Origin of the sequence: Kiloniella sp. (genome assembly GCF_965205715.1) — a bacterium.
Lineage (GTDB): Bacteria > Pseudomonadota > Alphaproteobacteria > Kiloniellales > Kiloniellaceae > Kiloniella.
Genome location: NZ_CBDBHW010000014.1, coordinates 943808 through 965243, shown reverse-complemented (window position 1 = coordinate 965243; position 21436 = coordinate 943808). Strand labels below are relative to the sequence as shown.

23 protein-coding genes are annotated in these 21436 nt (G+C 45.5%); 13 read left to right on the top strand and 10 right to left on the bottom strand.

Features of this window, described 5'->3' with window-relative positions; translation table 11 throughout:
* Positions 1-438 precede the first annotated feature (438 nt).
* On the top strand, positions 439-1581 hold the full coding sequence (locus ACOGW3_RS21460) for a histidine kinase dimerization/phospho-acceptor domain-containing protein (RefSeq protein WP_419904815.1): 1143 nt from the start codon (positions 439-441) through the stop codon (positions 1579-1581).
* A 2-nt stretch (positions 1582-1583) separates the two neighbouring features.
* On the opposite strand, the gene ACOGW3_RS21455 is transcribed toward ACOGW3_RS21460, so the two are convergent.
* Positions 1584-2816 (bottom strand): ISL3 family transposase, encoded by a 1233-nt coding sequence (locus ACOGW3_RS21455; protein ID WP_419901077.1) that lies wholly within the window; start codon positions 2814-2816, stop codon positions 1584-1586.
* On the opposite strand from ACOGW3_RS21455, the gene ACOGW3_RS21450 reads away from it, so the two are divergent.
* Entirely contained in the window at positions 2803-2937 is a 135-nt protein-coding gene (locus ACOGW3_RS21450; RefSeq protein WP_419904814.1) for a hypothetical protein, read from the top strand. The genes ACOGW3_RS21455 and ACOGW3_RS21450 overlap by 14 nt on opposite strands.
* Positions 2938-2943: 6 nt before the next feature.
* On the opposite strand, the gene ACOGW3_RS21445 is transcribed toward ACOGW3_RS21450, so the two are convergent.
* Positions 2944-4176 (bottom strand): ISL3 family transposase, encoded by a 1233-nt coding sequence (locus tag ACOGW3_RS21445; RefSeq protein WP_419901077.1) that lies wholly within the window; start codon positions 4174-4176, stop codon positions 2944-2946.
* Here ACOGW3_RS21445 and ACOGW3_RS21440 point away from each other — a divergent pair.
* The 3 genes from ACOGW3_RS21440 (at position 4163) to ACOGW3_RS21430 (ending at position 6635) form a co-directional block, all read left to right on the top strand.
* Entirely contained in the window at positions 4163-4285 is a 123-nt protein-coding gene (locus ACOGW3_RS21440) for a hypothetical protein (RefSeq protein WP_419904813.1), read from the top strand. The genes ACOGW3_RS21445 and ACOGW3_RS21440 overlap by 14 nt on opposite strands.
* A 212-nt stretch (positions 4286-4497) precedes the next feature.
* Positions 4498-5388, top strand: a complete 891-nt coding sequence (locus ACOGW3_RS21435) for a substrate-binding periplasmic protein (RefSeq protein ID WP_419904812.1) — start codon at positions 4498-4500, stop codon at positions 5386-5388.
* Positions 5389-5456: 68 nt separating this feature from the next.
* Entirely contained in the window at positions 5457-6635 is a 1179-nt protein-coding gene (locus ACOGW3_RS21430) for an ABC transporter substrate-binding protein (protein ID WP_419904811.1), read from the top strand.
* On the opposite strand, the gene ACOGW3_RS21425 is transcribed toward ACOGW3_RS21430, so the two are convergent.
* The 3 genes from ACOGW3_RS21425 to ACOGW3_RS21415 form a co-directional block, all read right to left on the bottom strand.
* Positions 6632-7825, bottom strand: coding sequence for a methyl-accepting chemotaxis protein (locus tag ACOGW3_RS21425; RefSeq protein ID WP_419904810.1), 1194 nt, complete (start codon positions 7823-7825; stop codon positions 6632-6634). The two genes, ACOGW3_RS21430 and ACOGW3_RS21425, sit on opposite strands and share 4 nt — an antisense overlap.
* 219 nt (positions 7826-8044) lie before the next feature.
* On the bottom strand, positions 8045-8785 hold the full coding sequence (locus ACOGW3_RS21420; RefSeq protein WP_419904809.1) for a 5'-methylthioadenosine/adenosylhomocysteine nucleosidase: 741 nt from the start codon (positions 8783-8785) through the stop codon (positions 8045-8047).
* A gap of 125 nt (positions 8786-8910) precedes the next feature.
* Positions 8911-9498, bottom strand: a complete 588-nt coding sequence (locus tag ACOGW3_RS21415; RefSeq protein WP_419904808.1) for a hypothetical protein — start codon at positions 9496-9498, stop codon at positions 8911-8913.
* Positions 9499-9811: 313 nt separating this feature from the next.
* Here ACOGW3_RS21415 and ACOGW3_RS21410 point away from each other — a divergent pair, with 313 nt between their 5' ends.
* The 3 genes from ACOGW3_RS21410 (at position 9812) to speE (ending at position 13090) form a co-directional block, all read left to right on the top strand.
* Positions 9812-10648 (top strand): isocitrate lyase/PEP mutase family protein, encoded by an 837-nt coding sequence (locus ACOGW3_RS21410; RefSeq protein ID WP_419904807.1) that lies wholly within the window; start codon positions 9812-9814, stop codon positions 10646-10648.
* A 196-nt stretch (positions 10649-10844) separates the two neighbouring features.
* Positions 10845-12152, top strand: coding sequence for a flavin monoamine oxidase family protein (locus tag ACOGW3_RS21405; RefSeq protein ID WP_419904806.1), 1308 nt, complete (start codon positions 10845-10847; stop codon positions 12150-12152).
* Between the two features lie 110 nt (positions 12153-12262).
* Complete coding sequence (gene speE, locus ACOGW3_RS21400; protein WP_419904805.1) at positions 12263-13090, top strand: polyamine aminopropyltransferase; 828 nt, start codon at positions 12263-12265, stop codon at positions 13088-13090.
* Between the two features lie 10 nt (positions 13091-13100).
* On the opposite strand, the gene ACOGW3_RS21395 is transcribed toward speE, so the two are convergent.
* Both ACOGW3_RS21395 and tnpA read right to left on the bottom strand, forming a co-directional pair.
* Positions 13101-13580, bottom strand: coding sequence for a tetratricopeptide repeat protein (locus ACOGW3_RS21395; RefSeq protein WP_419904804.1), 480 nt, complete (start codon positions 13578-13580; stop codon positions 13101-13103).
* A 299-nt stretch (positions 13581-13879) separates the two neighbouring features.
* Positions 13880-14314 (bottom strand): IS200/IS605 family transposase, encoded by a 435-nt coding sequence (gene tnpA, locus ACOGW3_RS21390; protein ID WP_419901154.1) that lies wholly within the window; start codon positions 14312-14314, stop codon positions 13880-13882.
* Positions 14315-14483: 169 nt separating this feature from the next.
* Between tnpA and ACOGW3_RS21385 the strand changes: the two genes are divergently transcribed.
* Both ACOGW3_RS21385 and ACOGW3_RS21380 read left to right on the top strand, forming a co-directional pair.
* On the top strand, positions 14484-15017 hold the full coding sequence (locus ACOGW3_RS21385) for a hypothetical protein (RefSeq protein WP_419904803.1): 534 nt from the start codon (positions 14484-14486) through the stop codon (positions 15015-15017).
* Between the two features lie 2 nt (positions 15018-15019).
* Positions 15020-15244 (top strand): helix-turn-helix domain-containing protein, encoded by a 225-nt coding sequence (locus ACOGW3_RS21380; protein ID WP_419904802.1) that lies wholly within the window; start codon positions 15020-15022, stop codon positions 15242-15244.
* Positions 15245-15283: 39 nt separating this feature from the next.
* Here ACOGW3_RS21380 and ACOGW3_RS21375 read toward each other — a convergent pair whose 3' ends face one another.
* Positions 15284-16159, bottom strand: a complete 876-nt coding sequence (locus ACOGW3_RS21375) for a LysR family transcriptional regulator (protein ID WP_419904801.1) — start codon at positions 16157-16159, stop codon at positions 15284-15286.
* A 103-nt stretch (positions 16160-16262) separates the two neighbouring features.
* Between ACOGW3_RS21375 and ACOGW3_RS21370 the strand changes: the two genes are divergently transcribed.
* Positions 16263-17381 (top strand): S-(hydroxymethyl)glutathione dehydrogenase/class III alcohol dehydrogenase, encoded by a 1119-nt coding sequence (locus tag ACOGW3_RS21370; protein ID WP_419904800.1) that lies wholly within the window; start codon positions 16263-16265, stop codon positions 17379-17381.
* A 138-nt stretch (positions 17382-17519) separates the two neighbouring features.
* On the opposite strand, the gene ACOGW3_RS21365 is transcribed toward ACOGW3_RS21370, so the two are convergent.
* A complete protein-coding gene (locus ACOGW3_RS21365; protein WP_419904799.1) occupies positions 17520-17840 on the bottom strand; it encodes a low molecular weight protein tyrosine phosphatase family protein in 321 nt (106 codons plus the stop codon).
* A gap of 177 nt (positions 17841-18017) precedes the next feature.
* Here ACOGW3_RS21365 and ACOGW3_RS21360 point away from each other — a divergent pair, with 177 nt between their 5' ends.
* The gene (locus tag ACOGW3_RS21360; protein ID WP_419904798.1) at positions 18018-18893 is read left to right on the top strand and encodes a substrate-binding periplasmic protein; all 876 of its coding nucleotides are present in this window, start codon (positions 18018-18020) and stop codon (positions 18891-18893) included.
* Between the two features lie 210 nt (positions 18894-19103).
* Positions 19104-20021 carry a manganese-dependent inorganic pyrophosphatase gene (locus ACOGW3_RS21355; protein WP_419904797.1) on the top strand — a complete coding sequence of 306 codons (918 nt, stop codon included), beginning with the start codon at positions 19104-19106 and terminating at the stop codon, positions 20019-20021.
* Positions 20022-20105: 84 nt separating this feature from the next.
* On the opposite strand, the gene ACOGW3_RS21350 is transcribed toward ACOGW3_RS21355, so the two are convergent.
* A complete protein-coding gene (locus ACOGW3_RS21350; protein ID WP_419904796.1) occupies positions 20106-21383 on the bottom strand; it encodes a threonine/serine ThrE exporter family protein in 1278 nt (425 codons plus the stop codon).
* Positions 21384-21436 lie beyond the last annotated feature (53 nt).

The following is a 21436-nucleotide window of genomic DNA, read 5'->3' as shown; positions in this document are numbered from 1 at the left end:
CTGAGCGGGGGGGTAATTAGGCCCCCCTTTTTTGTGTGCTCAATAAAAGCTCTTTGTGATACAATGCTGAGCTTTCTTCTGGCATTCATGCTTGAATTACAGGGGATATTTGTGGCGATACTTTAACTTATTTTAAACAAGTAATACCTATGGTTGATAGCTACGGTTGTCATGTGAAGTCATGATTTTTGACAATTAGGTGCTGTGTTTTCGTGGGAATAGCCGCCGGAAATCAATTGTACTTTGGATTAATTGATAGAGGTCTCGGTGTTTCGTTGGCCTTATGAAACCCAATGAGAATTGGGACAGCTCTCGAATATAGTAACAAATGAACATGTATTCGTTTTAGTATATGTAGCTGAATTGTTTGTGGCATACGGGAGAGAAATATTTAGATAGCTGAATTATTACAGGAACTTGAAGGGTTTTAATATCCCGATGAGAATAATTCATAAGATATTGATTCCGAGCATTATTTTACTGGTGATGCTCTTTAGTATCATGATTTATGCCGGATACGTATTTTATGCCGAAGGTAAGACCTTGGATGCGTCATTAACGCGTTTAAAACAGACCGAAAATAAACTCACACAATTAACGAAGGCCCAGCACGCTATTGAAGTGGCGGTGTTGTCCTATAAGGGGTATCCCGATCAAGTCTATCTGAACCAGCTATCCCAAGCTGAAGGAGAAATAGAAACAGCGCTGGGCGACCTTCGAAATATTTTGCCCTCGCTCAAGGGGCGAAGGCTCCTAAGTGATTACATTGAACAACGCTATGGCATTAAAGCAATAAGGAATGAATTGCTTGCCATGATAAAGCTCGGAGATCAGGCAAATACGAATGCCTCCTTTATCCGCTGGTCTGATAAACGCGAGCAGATGCATGCGGTTCTTGATAAGATTGTCACGTTTAATATTAATCAGATTGAGCGTACGCTTAAAAATTTCGCGGGATCACGCGAAATTTTTTCCAATGTGGTCGTCGGGTTATTTATCGTCGGGATGTCTTTAATCGGCTTCTCTTTCTATCTCTACCGGCGTCAGGTCATTGAACCTATAAATGCCCTGGAAGGTATGGCGCATAGTTATGCTCTGGGGGAATTTATCATCGATATTCCAGAGTTGTTGCTCGATCAATCCGGAGACTTCTACTCATTATCACAGTCATTTGTAGAAATGGCGCAAGAATTGGATGAAACAACGGTCTCCCGTGATGAAGCCCAAGAGATGGCACGCAAACTCGAAGATGCCCGTCACCGTATTGAGGCAAAGGCACGGCAACATATTTCTGTGTCGGAAGCTTTGGCCGCCGCCCGCGATGAAGCGGAGATGGCCAATAATGCTAAATCTGAGTTTTTGGCATCGATGAGCCACGAAATCAGAACGCCTATGACAGGTGTGATGGGACTGGCGGATATGCTGCTCGAAGAAGATCTGGACGAACAAAGCAGAGACATGGTCTTTAAGATCAAAGATTCCACCCGATCACTGATGCGGATCATCAATGACATTCTGGATATGTCAAAGATGGAAGCCGGAAAGATGGAACTGGAGGCACTTCTCCGCTTTGTTGAGTAGATTTAGGATTTCAAATAGAGCATAGATTGATTATCTGGAATGGATGATTGTCTAATTTTGAGTTTGAAGTATTCGGTATCCTTGATGCCTCTGGCTCGCTTACGGATCATTCCTATACTGACATTACCAGCCTCTATCCTGGCGCTTGTGAGCTTGTGTTTGGCGTAGTTGCAGATGCCCACACAATGTTTCCGTAGGGATTTCGCGAACTTTTTTAGATAGAGCATCTGTGACTGATCTGCTATCAGGCACCAACGTTCCAGTTGCTCCGCCATCGCCTCAAATGAAGCGGCACTCCACAGCAGCTGAAGCTGTTCTTTCAAGACGTAAAGTGCATTCAGGTTGCTATTGCTCTCCAGCAACCTTTGCAGCTTGTCACTTTGTTTTTCACTCAACTTATCCGCATTTTTGAGCAACAGATAATGTGTCCCTTTCATCAACTCTTTACCACTTGGATCGGCCTTTCTGAACTCAAGTCGACGCTGATTATGGATAGCTTTGCTGTAGTTTTTCATGACGTGGAAACGGTCAAATACTATGTCGGCCAACGGCAAGGACTCTCTGACAGCCTTTTGGTAGGCAGGCCCCATATCCATCGCTACGGCCTTTATTTTGCAGGCTGTATCTGGTTGCAGTTGTTTCAAAAACCTTGAAAAAACCTCGGCAGTTCGGCCTGCTTCAACCCAGATCAGATGACCGCCAACCATATCGTAGACCACCGTCATGTAGTCATGACCTTTCGCCCGGGCAACTTCATCTACACCAATATATTCCAAGCCAGTTAGCTCTGCAGGATCAAGCGTAGGGAGAGTTTCAATAAGGTATGCCCTGTCGATATTCTTGACCGTTTCCCATCGTATATCCAAATGTCTGGAAACCGCTTGAATAGACATATGCCGACATAATCCACTGATCAGTCGGCAAAATCGGTGAGTGAAACGGCACCCTTTATCAACAAAATCACACCCCTCAATGCGGCGTTCGCCCTTGTTAATATAAACCTGCGCCAGCTCAATCTCGACCACACAAGGATACCCAAAAAGGGGGATGTCGTTTACTTGTCGGCGGACATGCTGGTTGATGCTTCCCTTCTGGCCTGTAGCAGGGTCTATAGCCCTCCTACGCGCGTCTCGGCTGCAGTGAATGACAATCTTAACACCGCCGTCATCCAGTTTAATTTCATTTACACGTTGCCCTTTGAGGCCTAAAATATGCTGCGAGATGTTGATTGTCATATACCTGCTCTATGTAAAGTTATCAGAAACCATACATATCAACAGGTTACTTGGCGGTCGGCATCTTTTTCTACTCAACAAAGCGGAGAAGAGCCAGTTTGGCTCTTCTCCGCTTTGTTGAGTAGATTTAGGATTTCAAATAGAGCATAGATTGATTATCTGGAATGGATGATTGTCTAATTTTGAGTTTGAAGTATTCGGTATCCTTGATGCCTCTGGCTCGCTTACGGATCATTCCTATACTGACATTACCAGCCTCTATCCTGGCGCTTGTGAGCTTGTGTTTGGCGTAGTTGCAGATGCCCACACAATGTTTCCGTAGGGATTTCGCGAACTTTTTTAGATAGAGCATCTGTGACTGATCTGCTATCAGGCACCAACGTTCCAGTTGCTCCGCCATCGCCTCAAATGAAGCGGCACTCCACAGCAGCTGAAGCTGTTCTTTCAAGACGTAAAGTGCATTCAGGTTGCTATTGCTCTCCAGCAACCTTTGCAGCTTGTCACTTTGTTTTTCACTCAACTTATCCGCATTTTTGAGCAACAGATAATGCGTCCCTTTCATCAACTCTTTACCACTTGGATCGGCCTTTCTGAACTCAAGTCGACGCTGATTATGGATAGCTTTGCTGTAGTTTTTCATGACGTGGAAACGGTCAAATACTATGTCGGCCAACGGCAAGGACTCTCTGACAGCCTTTTGGTAGGCAGGCCCCATATCCATCGCTACGGCCTTTATTTTGCAGGCTGTATCTGGTTGCAGTTGTTTCAAAAACCTTGAAAAAACCTCGGCAGTTCGGCCTGCTTCAACCCAGATCAGATGACCGCCAACCATATCGTAGACCACCGTCATGTAGTCATGACCTTTCGCCCGGGCAACTTCATCTACACCAATATATTCCAAGCCAGTTAGCTCTGCAGGATCAAGCGTAGGGAGAGTTTCAATAAGGTATGCCCTGTCGATATTCTTGACCGTTTCCCATCGTATATCCAAATGTCTGGAAACCGCTTGAATAGACATATGCCGACATAATCCACTGATCAGTCGGCAAAATCGGTGAGTGAAACGGCACCCTTTATCAACAAAATCACACCCCTCAATGCGGCGTTCGCCCTTGTTAATATAAACCTGCGCCAGCTCAATCTCGACCACACAAGGATACCCAAAAAGGGGGATGTCGTTTACTTGTCGGCGGACATGCTGGTTGATGCTTCCCTTCTGGCCTGTAGCAGGGTCTATAGCCCTCCTACGCGCGTCTCGGCTGCAGTGAATGACAATCTTAACACCGCCGTCATCCAGTTTAATTTCATTTACACGTTGCCCTTTGAGGCCTAAAATATGCTGCGAGATGTTGATTGTCATATACCTGCTCTATGTAAAGTTATCAGAAACCATACATATCAACAGGTTACTTGGCGGTCGGCATCTTTTTCTACTCAACAAAGCGGAGAAGAGCCGAAAGTTTAAGTAAAAGTGCATATCCCCCTTGTATCTTTTACTCAACAGTCCTGCATCAAAATGGTCGCTCTTTTTGGTGCAGGACTTCTGTTTAAGGTCTGCAATTATGCTTATGGAGGCTTAAAGTGGGAGTGAGTACGAATAAGGCTTAATGGTTAAGTTACTAATTTCGACTACTCTTTTTCCTTACTGGATTGGTTATCAACATCCGGTTGGGAATGAAATTTGTGCTATAAAATTCCAATTGATTTTCAACCACTTTTTATTGGGTCGAAACCAAGCATCATTATTCAAAAATTGTTTGCTGATACCCCTAAATATAATGGTTTTATTCCGATATTTGGTTGTAGAAAACTCTTATTTCCTTTGAGCACTTTCCTGCTGTTCATCTGTTTTTTGTGCCTGCCAATCAGGGGGATTTCTGCTTCTGAACGTGTGGTGCTTACGACAGGATATAATTACGCGCCCTATACAGGCGAACAACTTCCCCAGGGAGGGATGGTAACTGAAATCATCACTTCACTTCTAAATAGAATAGGTTTGGATCCAGAATATCGCCGGAGGCCCTGGAAACGGGCTTTGCACGAAGCTGAATTGGGGAAGTATCTAGGGACCTTTCCCTGGGAACCCCGATCAGAACTTAACGAGGCTTTTTACTATTCAGATCCTATTATTGTGGTGGATATCAGGACATATTTTGACGCCAACACTCCTGACTTACCGCAAAGTGCCACAGATTTGAAGGGAATGAAGATTTGCTTACCGCTTGGGCACAGGACATATGGATTGATTGGCGAGATGATCAATGATGGCGATCTTCTTATAACAAGCCCAAACAGCATGGAGAAATGCTTCAAACAATTAAAAAGTGGCCGGGTGGACATGGTATCGGTTAGTGGTGTGGTTGCCCGCCAGTACGCTAAACAGGTTTATGGCTATGTTGACGGTGTTCAAGCCTTAGGCATCGCGTCCAGTCGAACAACTTTTCATATGTTGATTTCAAAACGTTACTCCGGTGCACAAGAATTAATGAACCGGCTTAATGCCGAACTGGAGTTCATGAGAGCAGAGAATACGCTTGCCCCAATTATTGAACGTCATCTCTGGGTTCGGTAGCGGAGAAAGGCTTTCGGGTAGAAAGATTGAAAGGCTCTGACATGAAGTTGAAAACATGGGTTATGAGTATGGTGATGATCATCACATCAGCTGCGCTGGGCATTTCACCCGGGAGTGCTGATGAATGGTCCGATATTACAGGCGAAGCGAGTGGGCAAAAAGTTTATTGGTATGCCTGGGGAGGCGCGCAAACCTATAACGATTATATCGAGTGGGTCGGTGAACGGGTTTTCGAAGAACACAATATCGAAATAATCCATGTGAAGTTGGGCGATACAGCTGAAGCCGTACGAAAGGTGTTGGCGGAAAAAACCGCCGGTCGGTTGAGTAACGGTACTGTGGATCTTATCTGGATCAATGGTGAGAACTTTAAAACCATGAAGGAAGAGGATCTTTTGTATGGTCCTTTTGTTGATAAACTACCAAATTTCAAGCTTGTTGATACCGAGCAAAACCCCGGTGCCATTCAAGACTTTACCATTTTGACGGAAGGGTTGGAATCTCCCTGGGGTATGGCAAAGCTGATCTTTATTTATGATCAGGCGACCTTGAAATCTCCGCCAAGATCAATTCAATCCATTCTTGACTATGCCCGTACCCATCCTGGGCGTATTAGCTATCCCGCACCCCCTGATTTCAGCGCCACGACCTTTTTGAAACAGGCTTTATTGGAATTGACTGCGGCTCCTGAAGAGTTACAAAAACCAGCAAGAGATAATTTTGATCGGGTTACCGAACCCTTATGGCTATATCTCGATGCTCTTGTGCCTCACCTCTGGAAACAGGGGGAAGAATATCCGGAAAATAGCGATAAATTGATTGAAATGTTGGGCGCGGGGGATGTTGATCTAGCCTATTCCTTCCAGATTGGCGGGGTTAGTAATGCGATTGAAGAAGGAATACTTCCTGATAGCGCGCGAAGCTTTGTCCTGGACCAGGGCACGATAGGCAATACGCACTTTGTCGCCATACCCTTTAACTCTGCCCACAAAGAAGCGGCCATGGTGGTCGCCAATTTTCTGATGTCCCCAGAGGCTCAGGCACGCAAACAAAATCCATTGTATTGGGGAGAACAATCCGTCTTGGCGAGCCATCTTTTATCAGATGCGGATAAAAAGTACTTTGATGATATTCCCCGAGGGATTGCGACATTGAGCCATGAAGAATTGGGCAGAACTTTACCAGAGCCTCATCCCAGCTGGATCACCCAAATTGAAGAGGTCTGGCTCCGTCGATATAGTAATTAACTTGGTTGTTTTATCGTTTTTTCTATCGTTGAGAGCTCATCAAGTAGCCCTTTTGCGAGTTCGATGTTTCTGGCTGAACCAGATATCGCAGCCTCTGTATTACCTTTAATTTCCCGAATGTCATCAGTGAAACCGTTGAACTGTTTCAGTTCGCTGTTGAAGTGGGAAAGTTGTTCTCGGGTTTGATTTACCAGCGATGACATCTGCCCACTGGTCGCTTGAGATTTTTGTGCGTCCTTTTGGGTCTCTTGCTCGGTTTTAGTCATGGTTGTCTCAAGAGACTTGATCCCCTGGGTGAGATCCTTGAGGCCTTCGTTCAGGGTTTCGACCAAGGCGTTAACCTGCGAGACCGATTTCGAAACGTTGGTCGCGAGATCCTTTACCTCGTTAGCCACCACCGCAAAGCCTTTACCGGCCTCGCCAGCACGTGCGGCTTCAATTGTTGCATTGAGGGCGAGCAGATTTGTCTGTCTCGCGACCACCGCGATATCATCGGCAATGGCATTAATTTCATTGAAGCTTGTATTGAAAGTTGCAATGTTGTCGGCAAGTTGAGAGCTGTTTTTACGACCTTCGGACATTTCCTGATGAATACTGGTGAATGTGGAGCTCAAGGCGGCAATTGTCGTGCCCATGTTGTCGAGATCACTTTCGCTGTTTTGCATCTGGGAGATCAGACCATCAATGTTGCCTGCAAAGTTTTCGGCCTTGCCAATGAGATCCCCGATAAATTCGGTACGTTCGATAGAGGTAACATTTACCTTTTCAGCATTACCCTTGATATCAGTCCCTTTTGCGATTGCAGAGGTTAAGGGCCGTGCCAAATCTGATCCTAGATCATAGCCATTTGTTGAAAGGGGCGTCTCCTTGATGGCTTCCAATTGTTCATCAAGACCAGAACCAATGGTTTCCATTGATTGCCCGATCTCAACGGCTTGGGCTTGTAGCTCATCCAGGGTGGCCTGGTGATGTTTGGTGTGGGTGATGGTCGCGATCAGGCTGGACACGCTAGATACCATATAGGGTACGCAATAGGTGAGAATAACCTTTGGGATATCTAGAAGATCTTCACCAAATACGGCCTCCCACTGATTGATCACGGTCAGGATTGTCCCTGCAGTCAAAGCCACAATGACAGCGCGGTGCACCAGATCTCTTTTACAGAGAATACGAAGGTCTGAGAGTTGCATGTATCCCCCAAAATTATAAAACAGCCTGCGAAGCAAAGTTAATTTTCGATCATAAATAAAACTTGATAAGGAACCCTTTTATAATGCTTTTTGACACAGAGCTTTCAAACAAACACCAGAGATCTTTACTACTCTATATATGGCGTAAGGGTGAGATCTTGCGAATAAAAAGGTTGTGAAGGGAGGGTTACTATGCCAACCGGGGCTGGTGGTTTAGCTTTACTCACTCTTACGGCGATCCACCTGATCCCAGTCTGAGAGGGCGCTTGGGATCATGCGATCCATAAGCTGGAAGGAGTTTTGGCAGGCACGTTGCAGGTTGGCTGTGAAGTCTTCACTGGCGGAATCAGAGGATGTGTCGGAGAGGGCGCGGATCACCACAAAGGGCAGGCCGTAGAGGCTGCAGGTATGACCAAAGGCAGCGCCCTCCATTTCTGTGGCCAAAGCCGCGAACTCGCGCTGTAACCAACGTAGTTTTTCTTTGTCCTGTACGAAGGTATCACCCGATGCAATGGTGCCGAGCATCAGGTTGGGGGCACCCTCAACCCCATCAAAAGCTTCATCAAAGGCTGAGGTGGCTTTTCCGACCAAATCTGGCTCGCACTCGATTAATCGTTCCCGACCAGGGGTTTCGCCATGGCGACGGCCAAAGGCGGTGAGATCCATATCATATTCCGCAACATGGCTGGCAATAATAATGTCTCCAGCCTGCATATTCGGTAGCAAGCCACCGGCAACACCGCTGAACACCAACTTTTCGGGTTTAAAGAGATCAATCATCATTTGAGTGCAGATGGTGGCGTTGACCTTACCGATACCGGATTGGGCGAGAGCTATATTTGTGCCCTTATAATCTCCCTCTATAACGGAAATTCCAGCATGGACACTTTCTTTTGCGTTGCTCAATTCACCTCGCAATAGCTGAACTTCTTCGCTCATCGCACCTATAACGCCCAGCATAGTGATCTCCTTAAAAGGATGGTTCATGAGATTATAAAGTAGGCAGCTAAAGGAATAGTAAAGCGTGGGGGGATATAGAGCCAATAAGGCGACAAGTGTTTTAGCTAATGCGACTTGTCTGTGGATTAGTCTTGAACTTCTATTTCTTTGTCCATTACTTTGATGGTTCGAAAAGCGTTATGCCCCTCTACTTCATAGTGGGCGATTAAGATAAAGTGTAGTTTATGGTTTCCGGCTTTCTTCGAGTGGATTTCCCATTTCCAATCAGTTTGTTTGTATCTGGAGATTGTCTGTTTAGCTGGACCTCGAGAATAGATTTTAAAATTATCACTGGAAAGCCGAACCTCTAATGCGTCTTTAAATTTTACCGTGGCTCCTGCTCGCAAGGCTTCGTTGACAACTGCGAGTTTCAACATCTCAATGGAGCTATTTAATTGCAGCGAGATTTTTACCAGAGCGCGATCATCGGTACGCATTTTAGGGGGAGCACTGATGATCTTTTTGTCAAATAACATTGTATCGAGTTGGGTTTCAATACGGTTGATATATGCCGGCTTTTTCTCTTCGCCAAGAGTGATTTCTACTTCTAAACTGGTTTGAGGATCAGCCTCACGTTCTCCGACTTTAAAAGAAAATAATACTAGTACGGTAAAGATCAGGAGGACAAAGACTATCCCCATCACACTGATGAAGATCTTCGACTTTCCTTTCATGGTTTGCTCCAAAGTGAACGTGTTGGAATAAAGTCCATACCGGTATCCTAAATAATTACGTTATAAAACAGTATATTACAAAAACTACCGGCCCCCTAGTGACTTTATATCCAGCTCTGTGGAAGCTAAATTAAAAGATGACGGCTCAAATTCGAAATCGATATTTCTGGAATGGGATTAAAAGCACATACAAACCGTAAAATAGGGTTATACCTCGTCGTTTTTTATCATAATTCTCACCAATATAGCTTATACTATAGGATGTGTATCAGAGAGATGATCCCGTCAAACCGCCCATCAAGGGACTAAGCCAATGACAAAAACACAACAAGAAAAATATGAGATCTTTAAATCGCTTCATGAAAGAGCGGGGTCATTTCTTATCCCAAACGCCTGGAATGCTGGAACGGCGATGATGTTAACATCTCTCGGATTTGATGCGGTTGCGACAACATCAGCGGGGCTGGCTTTTGCACTTGGCCGCTGTGACGGTGTCGCCGCGTTGTCTCGTGGAGAGACCTTGGTGAATTGTCGGGAAATTGTCGAAGCGACGGATCTTCCTGTATCCGCTGATCTGGAAGAAGGCTTTGGGGCCACACCTGAAAGCTGCGCAGAAACAATTCGTCTGGCTGTTGGCGTCGGCCTGGTCGGAGGGTCTATCGAAGATGCGACAGGAAATCCACTGGATCCTATCTTTGAGTTTGAACAGGCGGTGGACCGGGTTCGTGCCGCGAGTGAAATCAGTCGAGATCTCCCGTTTTTATTAACCGCGCGGGCTGAGAATTATCTCCATGGCAAGGATGATCTCGATGATACCGTGCGACGTTTGCAAGCCTTTGAAGAAGCTGGTGCTGATGTGCTCTATGCTCCGGGCTTGCCAAATCTGGATGCTATCAGAACTGTATGTGAAGCGGTGTCAAAACCTGTGAACGTCGTTATGGGGCGCGGCGGTGCTACCTACACGGTAGAAGATTTGCAGGATGTGGGTGTGAAACGTATATCTGTCGGAGGGTCATTTGCCCGGGCAGCTCTTGGTGCTTTTATGGCCGCGGCAAAGGAAGTGAAAGAAAACGGCACCTTTCATTATGCCCAAGAGGCGCTGTCACATAAAGAAACCAGTGATTTTATGATCCAGCCAAAGACATCATAAGTACATCCACTTAAATGTTACTCAGAGGGCGTCTGAGGATAAGTTTCAGTTGTTCCAACGGGTCGAATTTTGAGCTCTAAAATATCTTTATTCTAGCCAGATAATCACTTGATGGTAAGTTACCTTACGTGTGCGGTATTCCTGTGTTTAAAATCCAGTTTATTTTAAGCCAATGAAAATTATTGAGAAAACAAATATGAATAAACAGGCCAGTGTGCCCATACCCTCTAATCCAGAGGTGGTTATTGTTGGCGCTGGTATTGCCGGCATTGCTGCCGCGCGTAGATTAATGACTGAGGGGGTGTCTGTTGTCGTTCTAGAGGCACGTGATCGTATTGGCGGGCGGGCTTATACTGAAAGTGAAACCTTTGGCGTCCCCTATGATCACGGTTGTGCCTGGTTACATTCGGCAGATGTTAATCCGTTGTCGCTGTTGGTCAAAGAAACCCCCGGGTTTGATATTCTCGATCATGGTGCGGTAGCGTCCAAGTTTTATTGCTCGGGGCGTGAGGCTACACCTGAACAATATGCAAGTGCGGAACAAGCTGAAGATGCGCTTTATGACGATCTCTGGGCTTATGATGCCGTGGCTGGCGGTGATATATCTATTCACAAATTGCGGCCCCCGAAAAGTGCTTGGGATACCCTGGCTCATTTGCGTAAAGGTGAATTTGAAGCCGGGCAAAAGACAAGGGATCTTTCGGTTATCGATTACCAAACCCAGTATGAAACCGGTACGGAATGGTTGGTTCCTCAAGGTCTGGCCGCTGGAATTTTTAAAGCTTTGGGAGAGGTTCCTGTCAAGCTCAACACTCAGGTTAAAAAGGTTAACTGGTGTGGTCCGTCAGTCCTTGTTGAAACCAATTACGGGAGCATTGCTTGCAAAGCGGTGATGGTAACGGTCCCGACTGAAATCATTACGGATGAAACTCTTCAGTTTGAGCCGTTGCTACCCGTGGAGAAGATGGAAGCTTTTTCTCAATTACCCATGGGGGTATTGGACAAAATTACCTTACAGTTTGATGATGCTTTCAATTCCCTTTTATCAGATTTAAATACCACGACGGCTTATCTTCAGGGAGGGGAGGAGGCAGGAGAATGCACCTGGACAGATCATCTGTTGCGCCCCTTTGGACAAGCCATGGATACCATGTTCGTTGGTGGTCAATTGGCCCGGGATCTTGCTGCTGAAAAAGATGCGGATATCCTGGCTTTTGATCTTGCCTTGAATTTCCTGTCAGAAGTGTTTGGATCGGATGTTAAAAAATTGTTCCTCAAAGGACACTTTACCAAATGGCATGCGGATCCATGGGCACGTGGTGGTTATGCCTATTCCAATGTTGGACATAACCATAAACGTGAAATCGCCCGCTTACCTGTCGAGGATCGTTTGTTCTTTGCCGGGGAGGCTTTGCATGGTAAGTGGGCCTCTATGGCGCCAGGGGCCTATGAAACCGGACGTCAGGCCGCTGATGAAATTCTCAAAGCCCTCAGTGTTTCGTAGGGGTATTTGATACGCCAAAAGAGTGTAGGTCGGTGGAAAGACGTGGACTTACCTTAGCGGGCACTCTAAGACATAAGATACCCTGATAAGATATTGAAAGTTTTGTATACATGTCCTGGTTCGAGGAATGCATTCACCCTGAAATTCGCCAGTCTATACGTGTGGACAAGCCAATATTTGAGGGAGAAACGGACTTTCAGACAGTATCCCTTTTTGACAATAACCTGCTAGGTCGGGTTCTGGTCCTGGATGATGCGGTACAAATCACCCAGTTTGACGAACATATCTACAGCGAGATTATGGTGCACATCCCCATGGTCTCTCACCCCGATGCTAAAAATGTTCTGATTATCGGTGCAGGTGACGGCACTGTCCTGCGTGAAGTACTTAAACACGAAACCTTGTTACAGGTCACAATGGTTGAGATTGATGGTGCCTTGGTAAAGCTATGTCGTGAACATCTGAGTGATATTTTGCAGGGGGCTTTTGATGATCCAAGGCTCGACCTGGTCATCGATGACGGGGCTAAATATCTGCAAGAGAGTCACCGGGAGTTTGATGTGATCATCATTGATTCCACGGATCCTGATGATAATTCAACCGCCCTGTTTACGGATGAGTTTTATATCAAATGTAAAGCGCGTCTGGCCAAGGGGGGCATTATGGTTGCCCAGGCAGGGTGTCCGGCATATCAACCTTCAATCCGAACTCATATGAGTGAGCGGATGCAGGCACATTTCCGTTACGGTGGTTTTTATCACGCTGCGGTTCCAACTTATATTGGGGGATTGCATGCGTTCTCCTGGGCAAGCGACACACTTGATCTCAACGCGATTGCTGAACAGGGCAATGATACCATGCGCTCTATTCCTAAAACGCGGTATTACACTAGCCGGTCACACAAGGCTGCGTTTTACATGGAGCCTGCAGCGGGTTAACAACTGAACGTTATTGTTGTGCCAACCAATTCTCAGCAAGTTTTTCAGCTTCCGCAATCTGTTCAGGCGTCATTTCTTTGGCAATATCATTGCGCATTTGAGCGGCTTTGAGTTGTAACTTTTTAGCGCCTTCGATCTTTCTTTCTGAAATAACGTTCAGCCACTTATGGGCTTTGACGAGATCTTCTGTAATGAGGAAGTAAATCCGTCCAGCCTGAAGTTGTGCGAGTAAGTGTCCTTGTTCCGCTGCTTTTTCGAACCATTCCGTTGCCACTTCAACATTTTGCTCAGTTCCAAAACCCTTACTGTACATCTCGCCCAGGGCATATTGGGCTTCGTCAACTCCTTGATCGGCAAGAGGGAGGTATAGGGTAAAGGCGGTTTCATAATCTTGACGTTTAACCGCGGCTTTCGCTTCTTCAATCGTATCCGCAAAAGTCGGAAAGGCGAATGTTATCGATAACAACAAGATGGTGAGAAATCTGCGCACTTCAAATCTCCGGGGCTTAAATTCAATGCCTAAGTCATACACCTAATGGGATTAGGTTAGTGGAGATCATGCCTATATCTTTTCCAGAGATCAAATATTGTTTTATCTCGAGACACTTTTCTGTCCGAATAGTGCAGATGCTTTTTTCGGAGTATGAACGCCACTTTAGTATTTTGATATAATGATTAGTATATTGGTATATGAATATAAGAGTTGACAAAGTTAAATGACCCCCGGCAAAGCCGGGGGCTTAAGCGGGTGAGCCCCTTAAAGGGGCAAATTGGGAACCGCTAAAGCGGTTATGGATTGAATATATCCATTTGGTCAAAGTACTTATCACGCTCTTCTTGCGTTCTGATATACTCCCTCACCATCTGTTCATCGAGCCCTACAGTTGAGACGAAATATCCACGGGCCCAAAAATTTTCACCCTTGAAATTCCGTGCTTTATTTTTGAATTTTCGAGCTATGGCAATCGCGCTTTTTCCTTTTAGGTATCCAACGACTTTTGAAACAGCATGTTTGGGCGGTATGCTGATACACATGTGAATGTGATCCGGCATCAAATGGCCCTCCTCAATCTTACTTTCGCGATGCCCGGCCAGTTCATGGAAAATTTCACCAAGATACTGACGTAGGTTGCCATAGATAACTTTTTGCCTGCGTTTAGGGATGAAAACCACGTGGTATTTACAATCCCATCTCGTATGTGCAAGGCTTTTGTAATCTCTCATCGGCTAATTCCTTTGTTATTTTGGTCAATAAACAAAGAAATGTAAGACCGTGGGAACGGTCAAACCATTGAGAGTCCCCCGGCATAGCCGGGGGTTTACCGGATTAAATTATCGTAAAACAATAATTAATGGTTGTTTTGAAGGTTCTGTAGTTTGAAGGTAATTTTTGATGTTTATATTTTTTTCTCCGTTTCTAGCTCCTTTTTCCCAGTTAGTAGCGATTAGTTTTCTATTGGTGAACGCCGCATTGTGGATTGATCCAGAGTTTGCTGAGTTCCCTGCGCGGGCTTATTCAGGAATGGTCGAGACCGAGTTTAATTTAAATCAAAACAACAGGATCTTTGGCGCTGTTATCTCTTCAATCCATCTGATGATTTTGTCCTATGGTCTTTGGTCTGTCGCAAAAATCTTTAACAGATTAAACACTGGAAAATGGTACCTACCGGAATTTGGTCAATGTTTGCGTCGTTTTGGTTTGTCGCTGGTGCTATTTACGTTGATGATCCCCGTGGTTCAGGTTTTGATGAGCCTGGCTTTGACCTATAACAACGAGGTTGGCGAACGAATGATACAACTGGATCTGGATGCATCAACGGCACCGATCGCTTTTGTTTTATTCTTGATTGGTATTTTACTATCGTTGATGTCAGCTGTCCTGGTACGGGCAGGCGAAGTCGCTGAAGAATATGAGAAGATTGTTTAATCATGGCAGAGAATAAAGCAAACGAGAAAGAAATCGTTGTTACGTTGGATGTCATGCTGGCCAAACGTAAAATGCGTTCAAACGAATTGGCCCAACTGGTGGGAATTACTGTTCAGAATGTTTCCTTGCTTAAATCCGGCAAGGTCAAGGGGATCCGTTTTACCACCTTGCAGAAAATTTGCGAAGTTTTGGATTGCCAGCCCGGAGATATCCTTAGATATGAGTAACCAGAATAATCGGATAAAATATTAAGCCGCTGGCCATTATCATTTCCCAGATAGCCCCTGCTTTAAAAATTCGATGAGGGTTTTAACCTTGAGGGACAGGTGCCTGTTCTCGGGATAAAGAGCCCAAATTCCTTCGTCCTGGGTTTGATATTCCTCTAATAGAGGGACGAGTTCTCCTGTTTTAATATAGGGATCAACGTAATAGTTGGGGAGTTGCACTATTCCCAATCCCATAAGGGCGGCGTTTAACAGCGAGGGTCCATTGTTACAGCGAAAATTGCCCTTAACCTTGATGGTTTTTTCGTGGCTGTTTTCTTCAAACCGCCAGTAATCCAGTGTTCCTAAAAGACAATTATGGTTATTTAAATGGGGTAGGGTGTTTATTGGGCCGTGATCAGACAAATAAGCTGGCGATGCGCAGACGTATAACTTTCTGGTGGTCAGTTTTTGGGCAATTAAGTTTGAGCTCTCAAGCGCCCCCAATCGAATAGATAAGTCATAACCTTCCTCAATAATGTCGATTTTCTTATTGGCCAGAAAGACATCCACTTTTACATCAGAATAGCTTTTCATATATTCATTAATGATTGGCATTATTGCCATTTGCCCATAAGAAACTGGCGCAGTCATTCGTAAATTACCTTTGGGACGCAACTGGAGCTCTGAAATGGCTCTTTCAGCTTCTTCCAAACTTTCTATCGCTGGATTGCAATAGTGATAATAGGTTGATCCTGCTTCCGTTATGGAGACTTTTCGAGTGTTTCTGTAAAACAGTTTCGCATCCAAACGGCTTTCTAATGCCCCGACCTTTCGGCTGACTTGAGCAACGGAAGTACCTAACTGCCTCGCAGCCATCGAAAAGCTACCTGTCTCAACAACAGCGATAAATTCTCGTAACCCTTCCCAACTTAACATTATTACATATCCGTAAAAGTAATTCACAAAATAGATGCATTATCACATATTAGGATAAGGAGTATTACCTTCGCAATCTTAATGTTTTGCGAAAGAAGTACTCATGATTAAATCAAAAGCGGCTGTTGCTTGGGGACCAGGTCTGCCTCTGACCATTGAAGAGGTGGATGTACAAGAACCACAAGCTGGTGAGGTTCTTGTGCGTATGGTCGCGACAGGCGTATGTCACACCGATGCCTTCACTTTATCTGGCGATGACCCCGAGGGAATCTTTCCCTGCATTCTAGGGCACGAAGGCGGTGGGATCGTCGAGCAAATCGGCTCTGGTGTCACAAGCGTGCAAGTGGGAGATCATGTGATCCCTTTGTATACTCCGGAATGTGGCGAGTGTAAGTTCTGTAAGTCCGGGAAAACCAATCTCTGCCAAAAAATCAGAGAAACCCAGGGTAAGGGTTTAATGCCAGATGGAACGACACGGTTTTCCAAGGACGGTAAAGAGATTTATCACTATATGGGAACATCGACATTTTCTGAATATACCGTTTTGCCAGAGATTGCCTTAGCCAAAGTCAATAAAGATGCCCCTTTGGAAGAAGTGTGTTTGCTGGGCTGTGGCGTAACGACGGGGATGGGGGCGGTATTGAATACTGCCAAAGTCGAAAAAGATGCCACTGTCGCTATCTTTGGTCTTGGCGGTATTGGTCTATCTGCGATCATTGGATCGGTTATGGCGCAGGCGAAGCGGATTATTGTAATCGACATCAATGAAAGTAAATTTGATCTCGCCCGTAAACTTGGAGCTACAGATTTCATAAACCCGAAGGATCATGACAAACCAATTCAGGATGTAATTGTCGAGCTGACAGATGGTGGCGTTGATTATTCATTTGAATGTATTGGTAATGTAAACGTCATGCGTTCAGCTTTGGAGTGTTGCCACAAGGGCTGGGGAGAGTCTGTTGTTATTGGCGTAGCTGGTGCCGGGCAAGAAATCAGCACACGACCTTTTCAACTGGTTACAGGTAGGGTCTGGCGTGGCTCTGCTTTTGGCGGCGTTAAGGGTAGAAGTGAGTTACCTAAAATTGTTGAGCGGTATCTCCAAGGTGAATTTCAATTGGATGATTTTATCACCCATACCATGGGGCTCGAAGATCTAAATGAAGCTTTTGACTTAATGCATGAGGGTAGGAGTATTCGTACCGTCATTCATTTTGATAAATAAACCCGAGCAAAGCCCTGATTTTTAAATTTAGGGCTTTTCGCGTGGCAGTGAAGCCACACTAAACTTAGGCATGAATGAAATAATCTTCAATCAGTCGATATCCAGAGGCTTGAAGAAAAAGGGTATGAAGCAGGTAATTTAGAGATAACCTGGGACTGAATTTTCCAGAATGTCGATTAACTCGGCATCCATGTATGGATAGTCGTCGGGGATATCGAGGACATGCAAAGGTTTGTATTCAAGTTGACGACGAAAATCGGCCTTTAGTCTGGATTTGTGTTTTTCCTCCATGACAAAAATGATGTCCGCCCATTGAATATCCTTAACCGTGACCTTGTGTTTTGCACTGCTACTCGTTCCTGCGGAACGCGCGGAAATGTCTGGATATTTGCGAAATATATTTTCAGCGGTTGGGCTGCGCCATTGATTTTTACTGCATATAAAAAGTAGGTTTGTCATCTTTAAACCATAGGGATTACCTTGTTATAAACAAGGGGGAAATTACCGTTAATGTTTGTTTAATAAGAAGTAATAGTTTAGTATTATACTCAACTATTATTGAGCGTTTTGTGCTGTAATCAGTAGTTGCCAAGCAGCTTGAAGGAACCTTCTCAGTTTTAGAAGAGGACAAGTAGCATGGTGATTAAAACGGAAACTGTACCAGGCGTCTTTTTCAGGAAGATCTTTGTCACGTTGATGCTTCAAATATATTGTGATCTGAAAAACGTATGTTATTTTTTGCTGGCATTTACCATTTTTTCTTCTCCCCTATACGCGCAAGAAACACCCACCCCTTCAACAAAAAAGGTAATGAAAGAAATCCACCTTAGCGTGGGGTTTTCGGTGCCGCCCTATGTTATCGCTGGGGAGAACCGTGGCGCAGAATTGGATATCGTTCGGGAAGCTATGGCACTTGAAGGTTATCGGGTGGTTCCCTTTTATGTATCTAACAAACGCCGAAATGCCGAATTTATGGATGGTATAACCGATGGTGCGATGACTGTTTCACCCCACGAAGAATTAGAAGGGCACTTTTCTAAAACCTATATTACTTATCAAAATGTGGCAATTTCACTTGCGGATCGTCAGTTTGACGTGAAAAAGATTGCCGATCTGAGAGGCAAACGTATCGTGGCTTTCCAAACGGCTTCAAAAGTTTTGGGACCTGATTTTGCTCACACTGTTTCCGGTAACAGTACCTACCGGGAAGTGGCCAAACAATACGAGCAAATCATTCGTTTATACGCAGGCGATACCGACTTTGTTGTTGGGGATAAAAATATATTGCGCTGGTTTGTCAAAAACTCTGAATACCCCGATACTTTGGATACGAATCAACCTATAGCGGTCCACCAAATATTCCTTCCCGGACATAAATATGCAGTATTCCGAAATAGGTCCTTAACTATCGCTTTTGATCGCGGGATTGATACCCTCAAAGAAAATGGTCGCTATGATGCAATCCTCACCAGCTATGGCTTTAATGTTTTACCGCAGAATGACCCAAGTTAACTGAGCCACAAATATTGAGTGAATTACATCACCTCTTTGATTTATATTCTCTTTTTATAAAAGTTGCTCCGTGGGGAAATAATGTAATCCCCCCGATTAAAGAAAGATCTTTCTTGTGGGGACAAGAGAGGGGTGACTTCTGGCTTTTGCTTGATTATAAGGGCAGGGAAATTTACTCCGCCCACAGACAAATTTACGAATGTTTGAAACATGATCAAAATTTTCGGCCATCTGGCACCTGACACAGACGCGACATGCTCTGCCCTTATCTGGGCATGGTATCTAAAGGAAATCAAAGGCCAGGAAGCCGAGGCTTTTGTTTTGGAAACACCAAATACCGAAGCCCAGTTTGTTCTGGAGCGTTGGGGCTTTGATATGCCGGCTACTCTCGGCACATTGGAAGCGGGCCAGGATGTGGTTATTGTTGATACCAACAACCCTGCTGAGCTGCCGGATAATGTAAACGAAGCCAACATTATCGAGATTATTGACCATCACCTCTTGGTAGGTGGGATCAAAACCAAACAGCCGATCAACATCACAATCAAACCAGTTGCTTCGACAGCAACAATCATGATTGATTTGATCAGTCATGCTATGAGAAAAGCGCCCCGCGGGATCAAAGGCCTGATGTTGTCTTGTATCCTGTCTGACACCTTGGCATTTCGCAGTCCAACGACGACAAAAACCGATATCAAAAAAGCCAAAGAACTGGCCAAAGATCTCGGCGTGAATATCAAAAATTATGCTGCTGAAATGTTTGCGGCCAAGTCAGATGTATCTCACTTCTCTGATGCCGAGCTTCTGCGCCTCGACAGTAAAAAGTACGAAGTTGGCGATGTTAAGTTCCGGGTATCAGTGCTGGAGACAACAAGTCCGGAGACAATCTTCGTCCGTAAAGATAGCCTAATTTCTACTATGAGCTCTGTCGCTAGCGAAGATGGGGTTGATCAGGTACTTCTTTTCGTCGTGAATATTCTGGCAGAAGAAGCAACCCTGTTGGTTGCCAACGATGTGGTGAAATCAGTAGCTGAAAAATCTTTCGATGTCAGCGTGAGCGGCGACACCGTCGTCTTGCCTGGCGTTGTATCTCGTAAAAAACAGATCATCCCTAGCCTGACGGTTTAAGTCTAAATCGAAAGATTGATGATTAAGTTTAAAGGGCAGGTACCATCCAGGTATCTGCCCTTTTTGTACTTTATCCCTTACCAATTATAAGGTGATCTTGGGGCGTAGGATCGTATTGGAAATCAACAGCCCGGCAGAGATCGCCAGGGCAACAATAAACATCTGCATAAACTGATCAACCCCTTGATCGGTTTGGCCCGAGGCAGCTACGATAAGGCCCCTGAAACCAATGGAGCCACTGACCAATACGGTGATGGCGGGGATCAGGACAATAGATGTCGGGCGTCCGGTAATCCGAACCCAGATGTTGGCAAAAATACCGGCTATCATGGAGCCAAACAGGGTGCCCAGATCCGCAGATAGCAGAGTACTGCTTATGATCACACCGCCATAGGAAAAAGCGCAGCTGATTATCACCCAGATAAAGTCGCGCAACAGGGTCTGATAGGCAACGCAAAGCCCGAGGAATAAGAAGGCAATAAAAACCCAGGTCTCGATCCCGGAAGAACCCGTGCTTTCGAGATTACTTTCCGAAGTCCAGAGCAGCGCAATGGTCGCCATACCAAGCCAGGCGCCGGTAAACTGTTTGATCAGGTAAACCAGCCCGCCCATCAATCGTGCTGATCCCGCGACCACATGGTTTTCCACGATTTCGATAATCCCGGCTGAGACGGCAAATCCCGGGATCAGGATCACAATGGCAGATAGCGTGATGACGCTATCGTTAATCTCGGGCAAAAATAGCTTGAGACCTGCCGCACAAAATCCTGCAAAATAAGCCGAGACAAAGGGCAGGGCATCGGCAAAACGCCCGCCGATTTTATCCGCCATGACAACCAGAATATAAACCGCGAGGCTGAGCACGCCTGAAATCCCGATATCCCAGAGATTGCCCTGGATCAGACCGGAAAAGCCGATGCCGACCAGGAAAAAGCTCAGGGCGTAGGTGAGAACACCCCAGGGACTGGCCATCTGATCTATCTCATCCAACCGTACTGTTGCTTGTTTGAGACTGAGATCACCAGAGACAACTTTGTCCACCAGCTCTCCAACGTAGGCGAGCTTGGCCATATTATAGCCACCTACTGGGACGGGGGTGATGTGGGTGCGCTGCCACAGTTCTTCGCGTTGCCAAAAAGCAAAGGTGATTTCAGAGGGGGTAGAGCGAAAAACCCCGTGGTAGCCAAGCGCATCGGTTACCCGGTTGAGAAAGGATTCCAGCCGGGCAGCGGATGGCCCATACCCATGCACCGCAGTTCCCAATTTTATGATAAAGCGACAGGCCTCATCGTAGGCTGGATCATCGGTGATCCGTCTCGCCTTGAAATCTTTTTGGGAATTATCTTTGGAATTCTGGCTCATGCCCCATCGCTTTTACGGTTAAGTTGGCGCGGACCATAACCAATATTGGGGGT

Bases quoted from the DNA above. Each gene is read 5' to 3' on its own strand.
- ACOGW3_RS21455 (WP_419901077.1), bottom strand. From the start codon at position 2,816: ATGACAATCAACATCTCGCAGCATATTTTAGGCCTCAAAGGGCAACGT.
- ACOGW3_RS21460 (WP_419904815.1), top strand. From the start codon at position 439: ATGAGAATAATTCATAAGATATTGATTCCGAGCATTATTTTACTGGTG.
- ACOGW3_RS21370 (WP_419904800.1), top strand. From the start codon at position 16,263: ATGATTAAATCAAAAGCGGCTGTTGCTTGGGGACCAGGTCTGCCTCTG.
- ACOGW3_RS21405 (WP_419904806.1), top strand. From the start codon at position 10,845: ATGAATAAACAGGCCAGTGTGCCCATACCCTCTAATCCAGAGGTGGTT.
- ACOGW3_RS21415 (WP_419904808.1), bottom strand. From the start codon at position 9,498: ATGAAAGGAAAGTCGAAGATCTTCATCAGTGTGATGGGGATAGTCTTT.
- tnpA (WP_419901154.1), bottom strand. From the start codon at position 14,314: ATGAGAGATTACAAAAGCCTTGCACATACGAGATGGGATTGTAAATAC.
- ACOGW3_RS21355 (WP_419904797.1), top strand. From the start codon at position 19,104: ATGATCAAAATTTTCGGCCATCTGGCACCTGACACAGACGCGACATGC.
- ACOGW3_RS21385 (WP_419904803.1), top strand. From the start codon at position 14,484: ATGTTTATATTTTTTTCTCCGTTTCTAGCTCCTTTTTCCCAGTTAGTA.
- ACOGW3_RS21425 (WP_419904810.1), bottom strand. From the start codon at position 7,825: ATGCAACTCTCAGACCTTCGTATTCTCTGTAAAAGAGATCTGGTGCAC.
- ACOGW3_RS21380 (WP_419904802.1), top strand. From the start codon at position 15,020: ATGGCAGAGAATAAAGCAAACGAGAAAGAAATCGTTGTTACGTTGGAT.
- ACOGW3_RS21410 (WP_419904807.1), top strand. From the start codon at position 9,812: ATGACAAAAACACAACAAGAAAAATATGAGATCTTTAAATCGCTTCAT.
- ACOGW3_RS21365 (WP_419904799.1), bottom strand. From the start codon at position 17,840: ATGACAAACCTACTTTTTATATGCAGTAAAAATCAATGGCGCAGCCCA.
- ACOGW3_RS21430 (WP_419904811.1), top strand. From the start codon at position 5,457: ATGGTGATGATCATCACATCAGCTGCGCTGGGCATTTCACCCGGGAGT.
- ACOGW3_RS21360 (WP_419904798.1), top strand. From the start codon at position 18,018: ATGGTGATTAAAACGGAAACTGTACCAGGCGTCTTTTTCAGGAAGATC.
- ACOGW3_RS21445 (WP_419901077.1), bottom strand. From the start codon at position 4,176: ATGACAATCAACATCTCGCAGCATATTTTAGGCCTCAAAGGGCAACGT.
- ACOGW3_RS21375 (WP_419904801.1), bottom strand. From the start codon at position 16,159: ATGTTAAGTTGGGAAGGGTTACGAGAATTTATCGCTGTTGTTGAGACA.
- ACOGW3_RS21350 (WP_419904796.1), bottom strand. From the start codon at position 21,383: ATGAGCCAGAATTCCAAAGATAATTCCCAAAAAGATTTCAAGGCGAGA.
- ACOGW3_RS21420 (WP_419904809.1), bottom strand. From the start codon at position 8,785: ATGCTGGGCGTTATAGGTGCGATGAGCGAAGAAGTTCAGCTATTGCGA.
- ACOGW3_RS21450 (WP_419904814.1), top strand. From the start codon at position 2,803: ATGTTGATTGTCATATACCTGCTCTATGTAAAGTTATCAGAAACCATA.
- speE (WP_419904805.1), top strand. From the start codon at position 12,263: ATGTCCTGGTTCGAGGAATGCATTCACCCTGAAATTCGCCAGTCTATA.
- ACOGW3_RS21440 (WP_419904813.1), top strand. From the start codon at position 4,163: ATGTTGATTGTCATATACCTGCTCTATGTAAAGTTATCAGAAACCATA.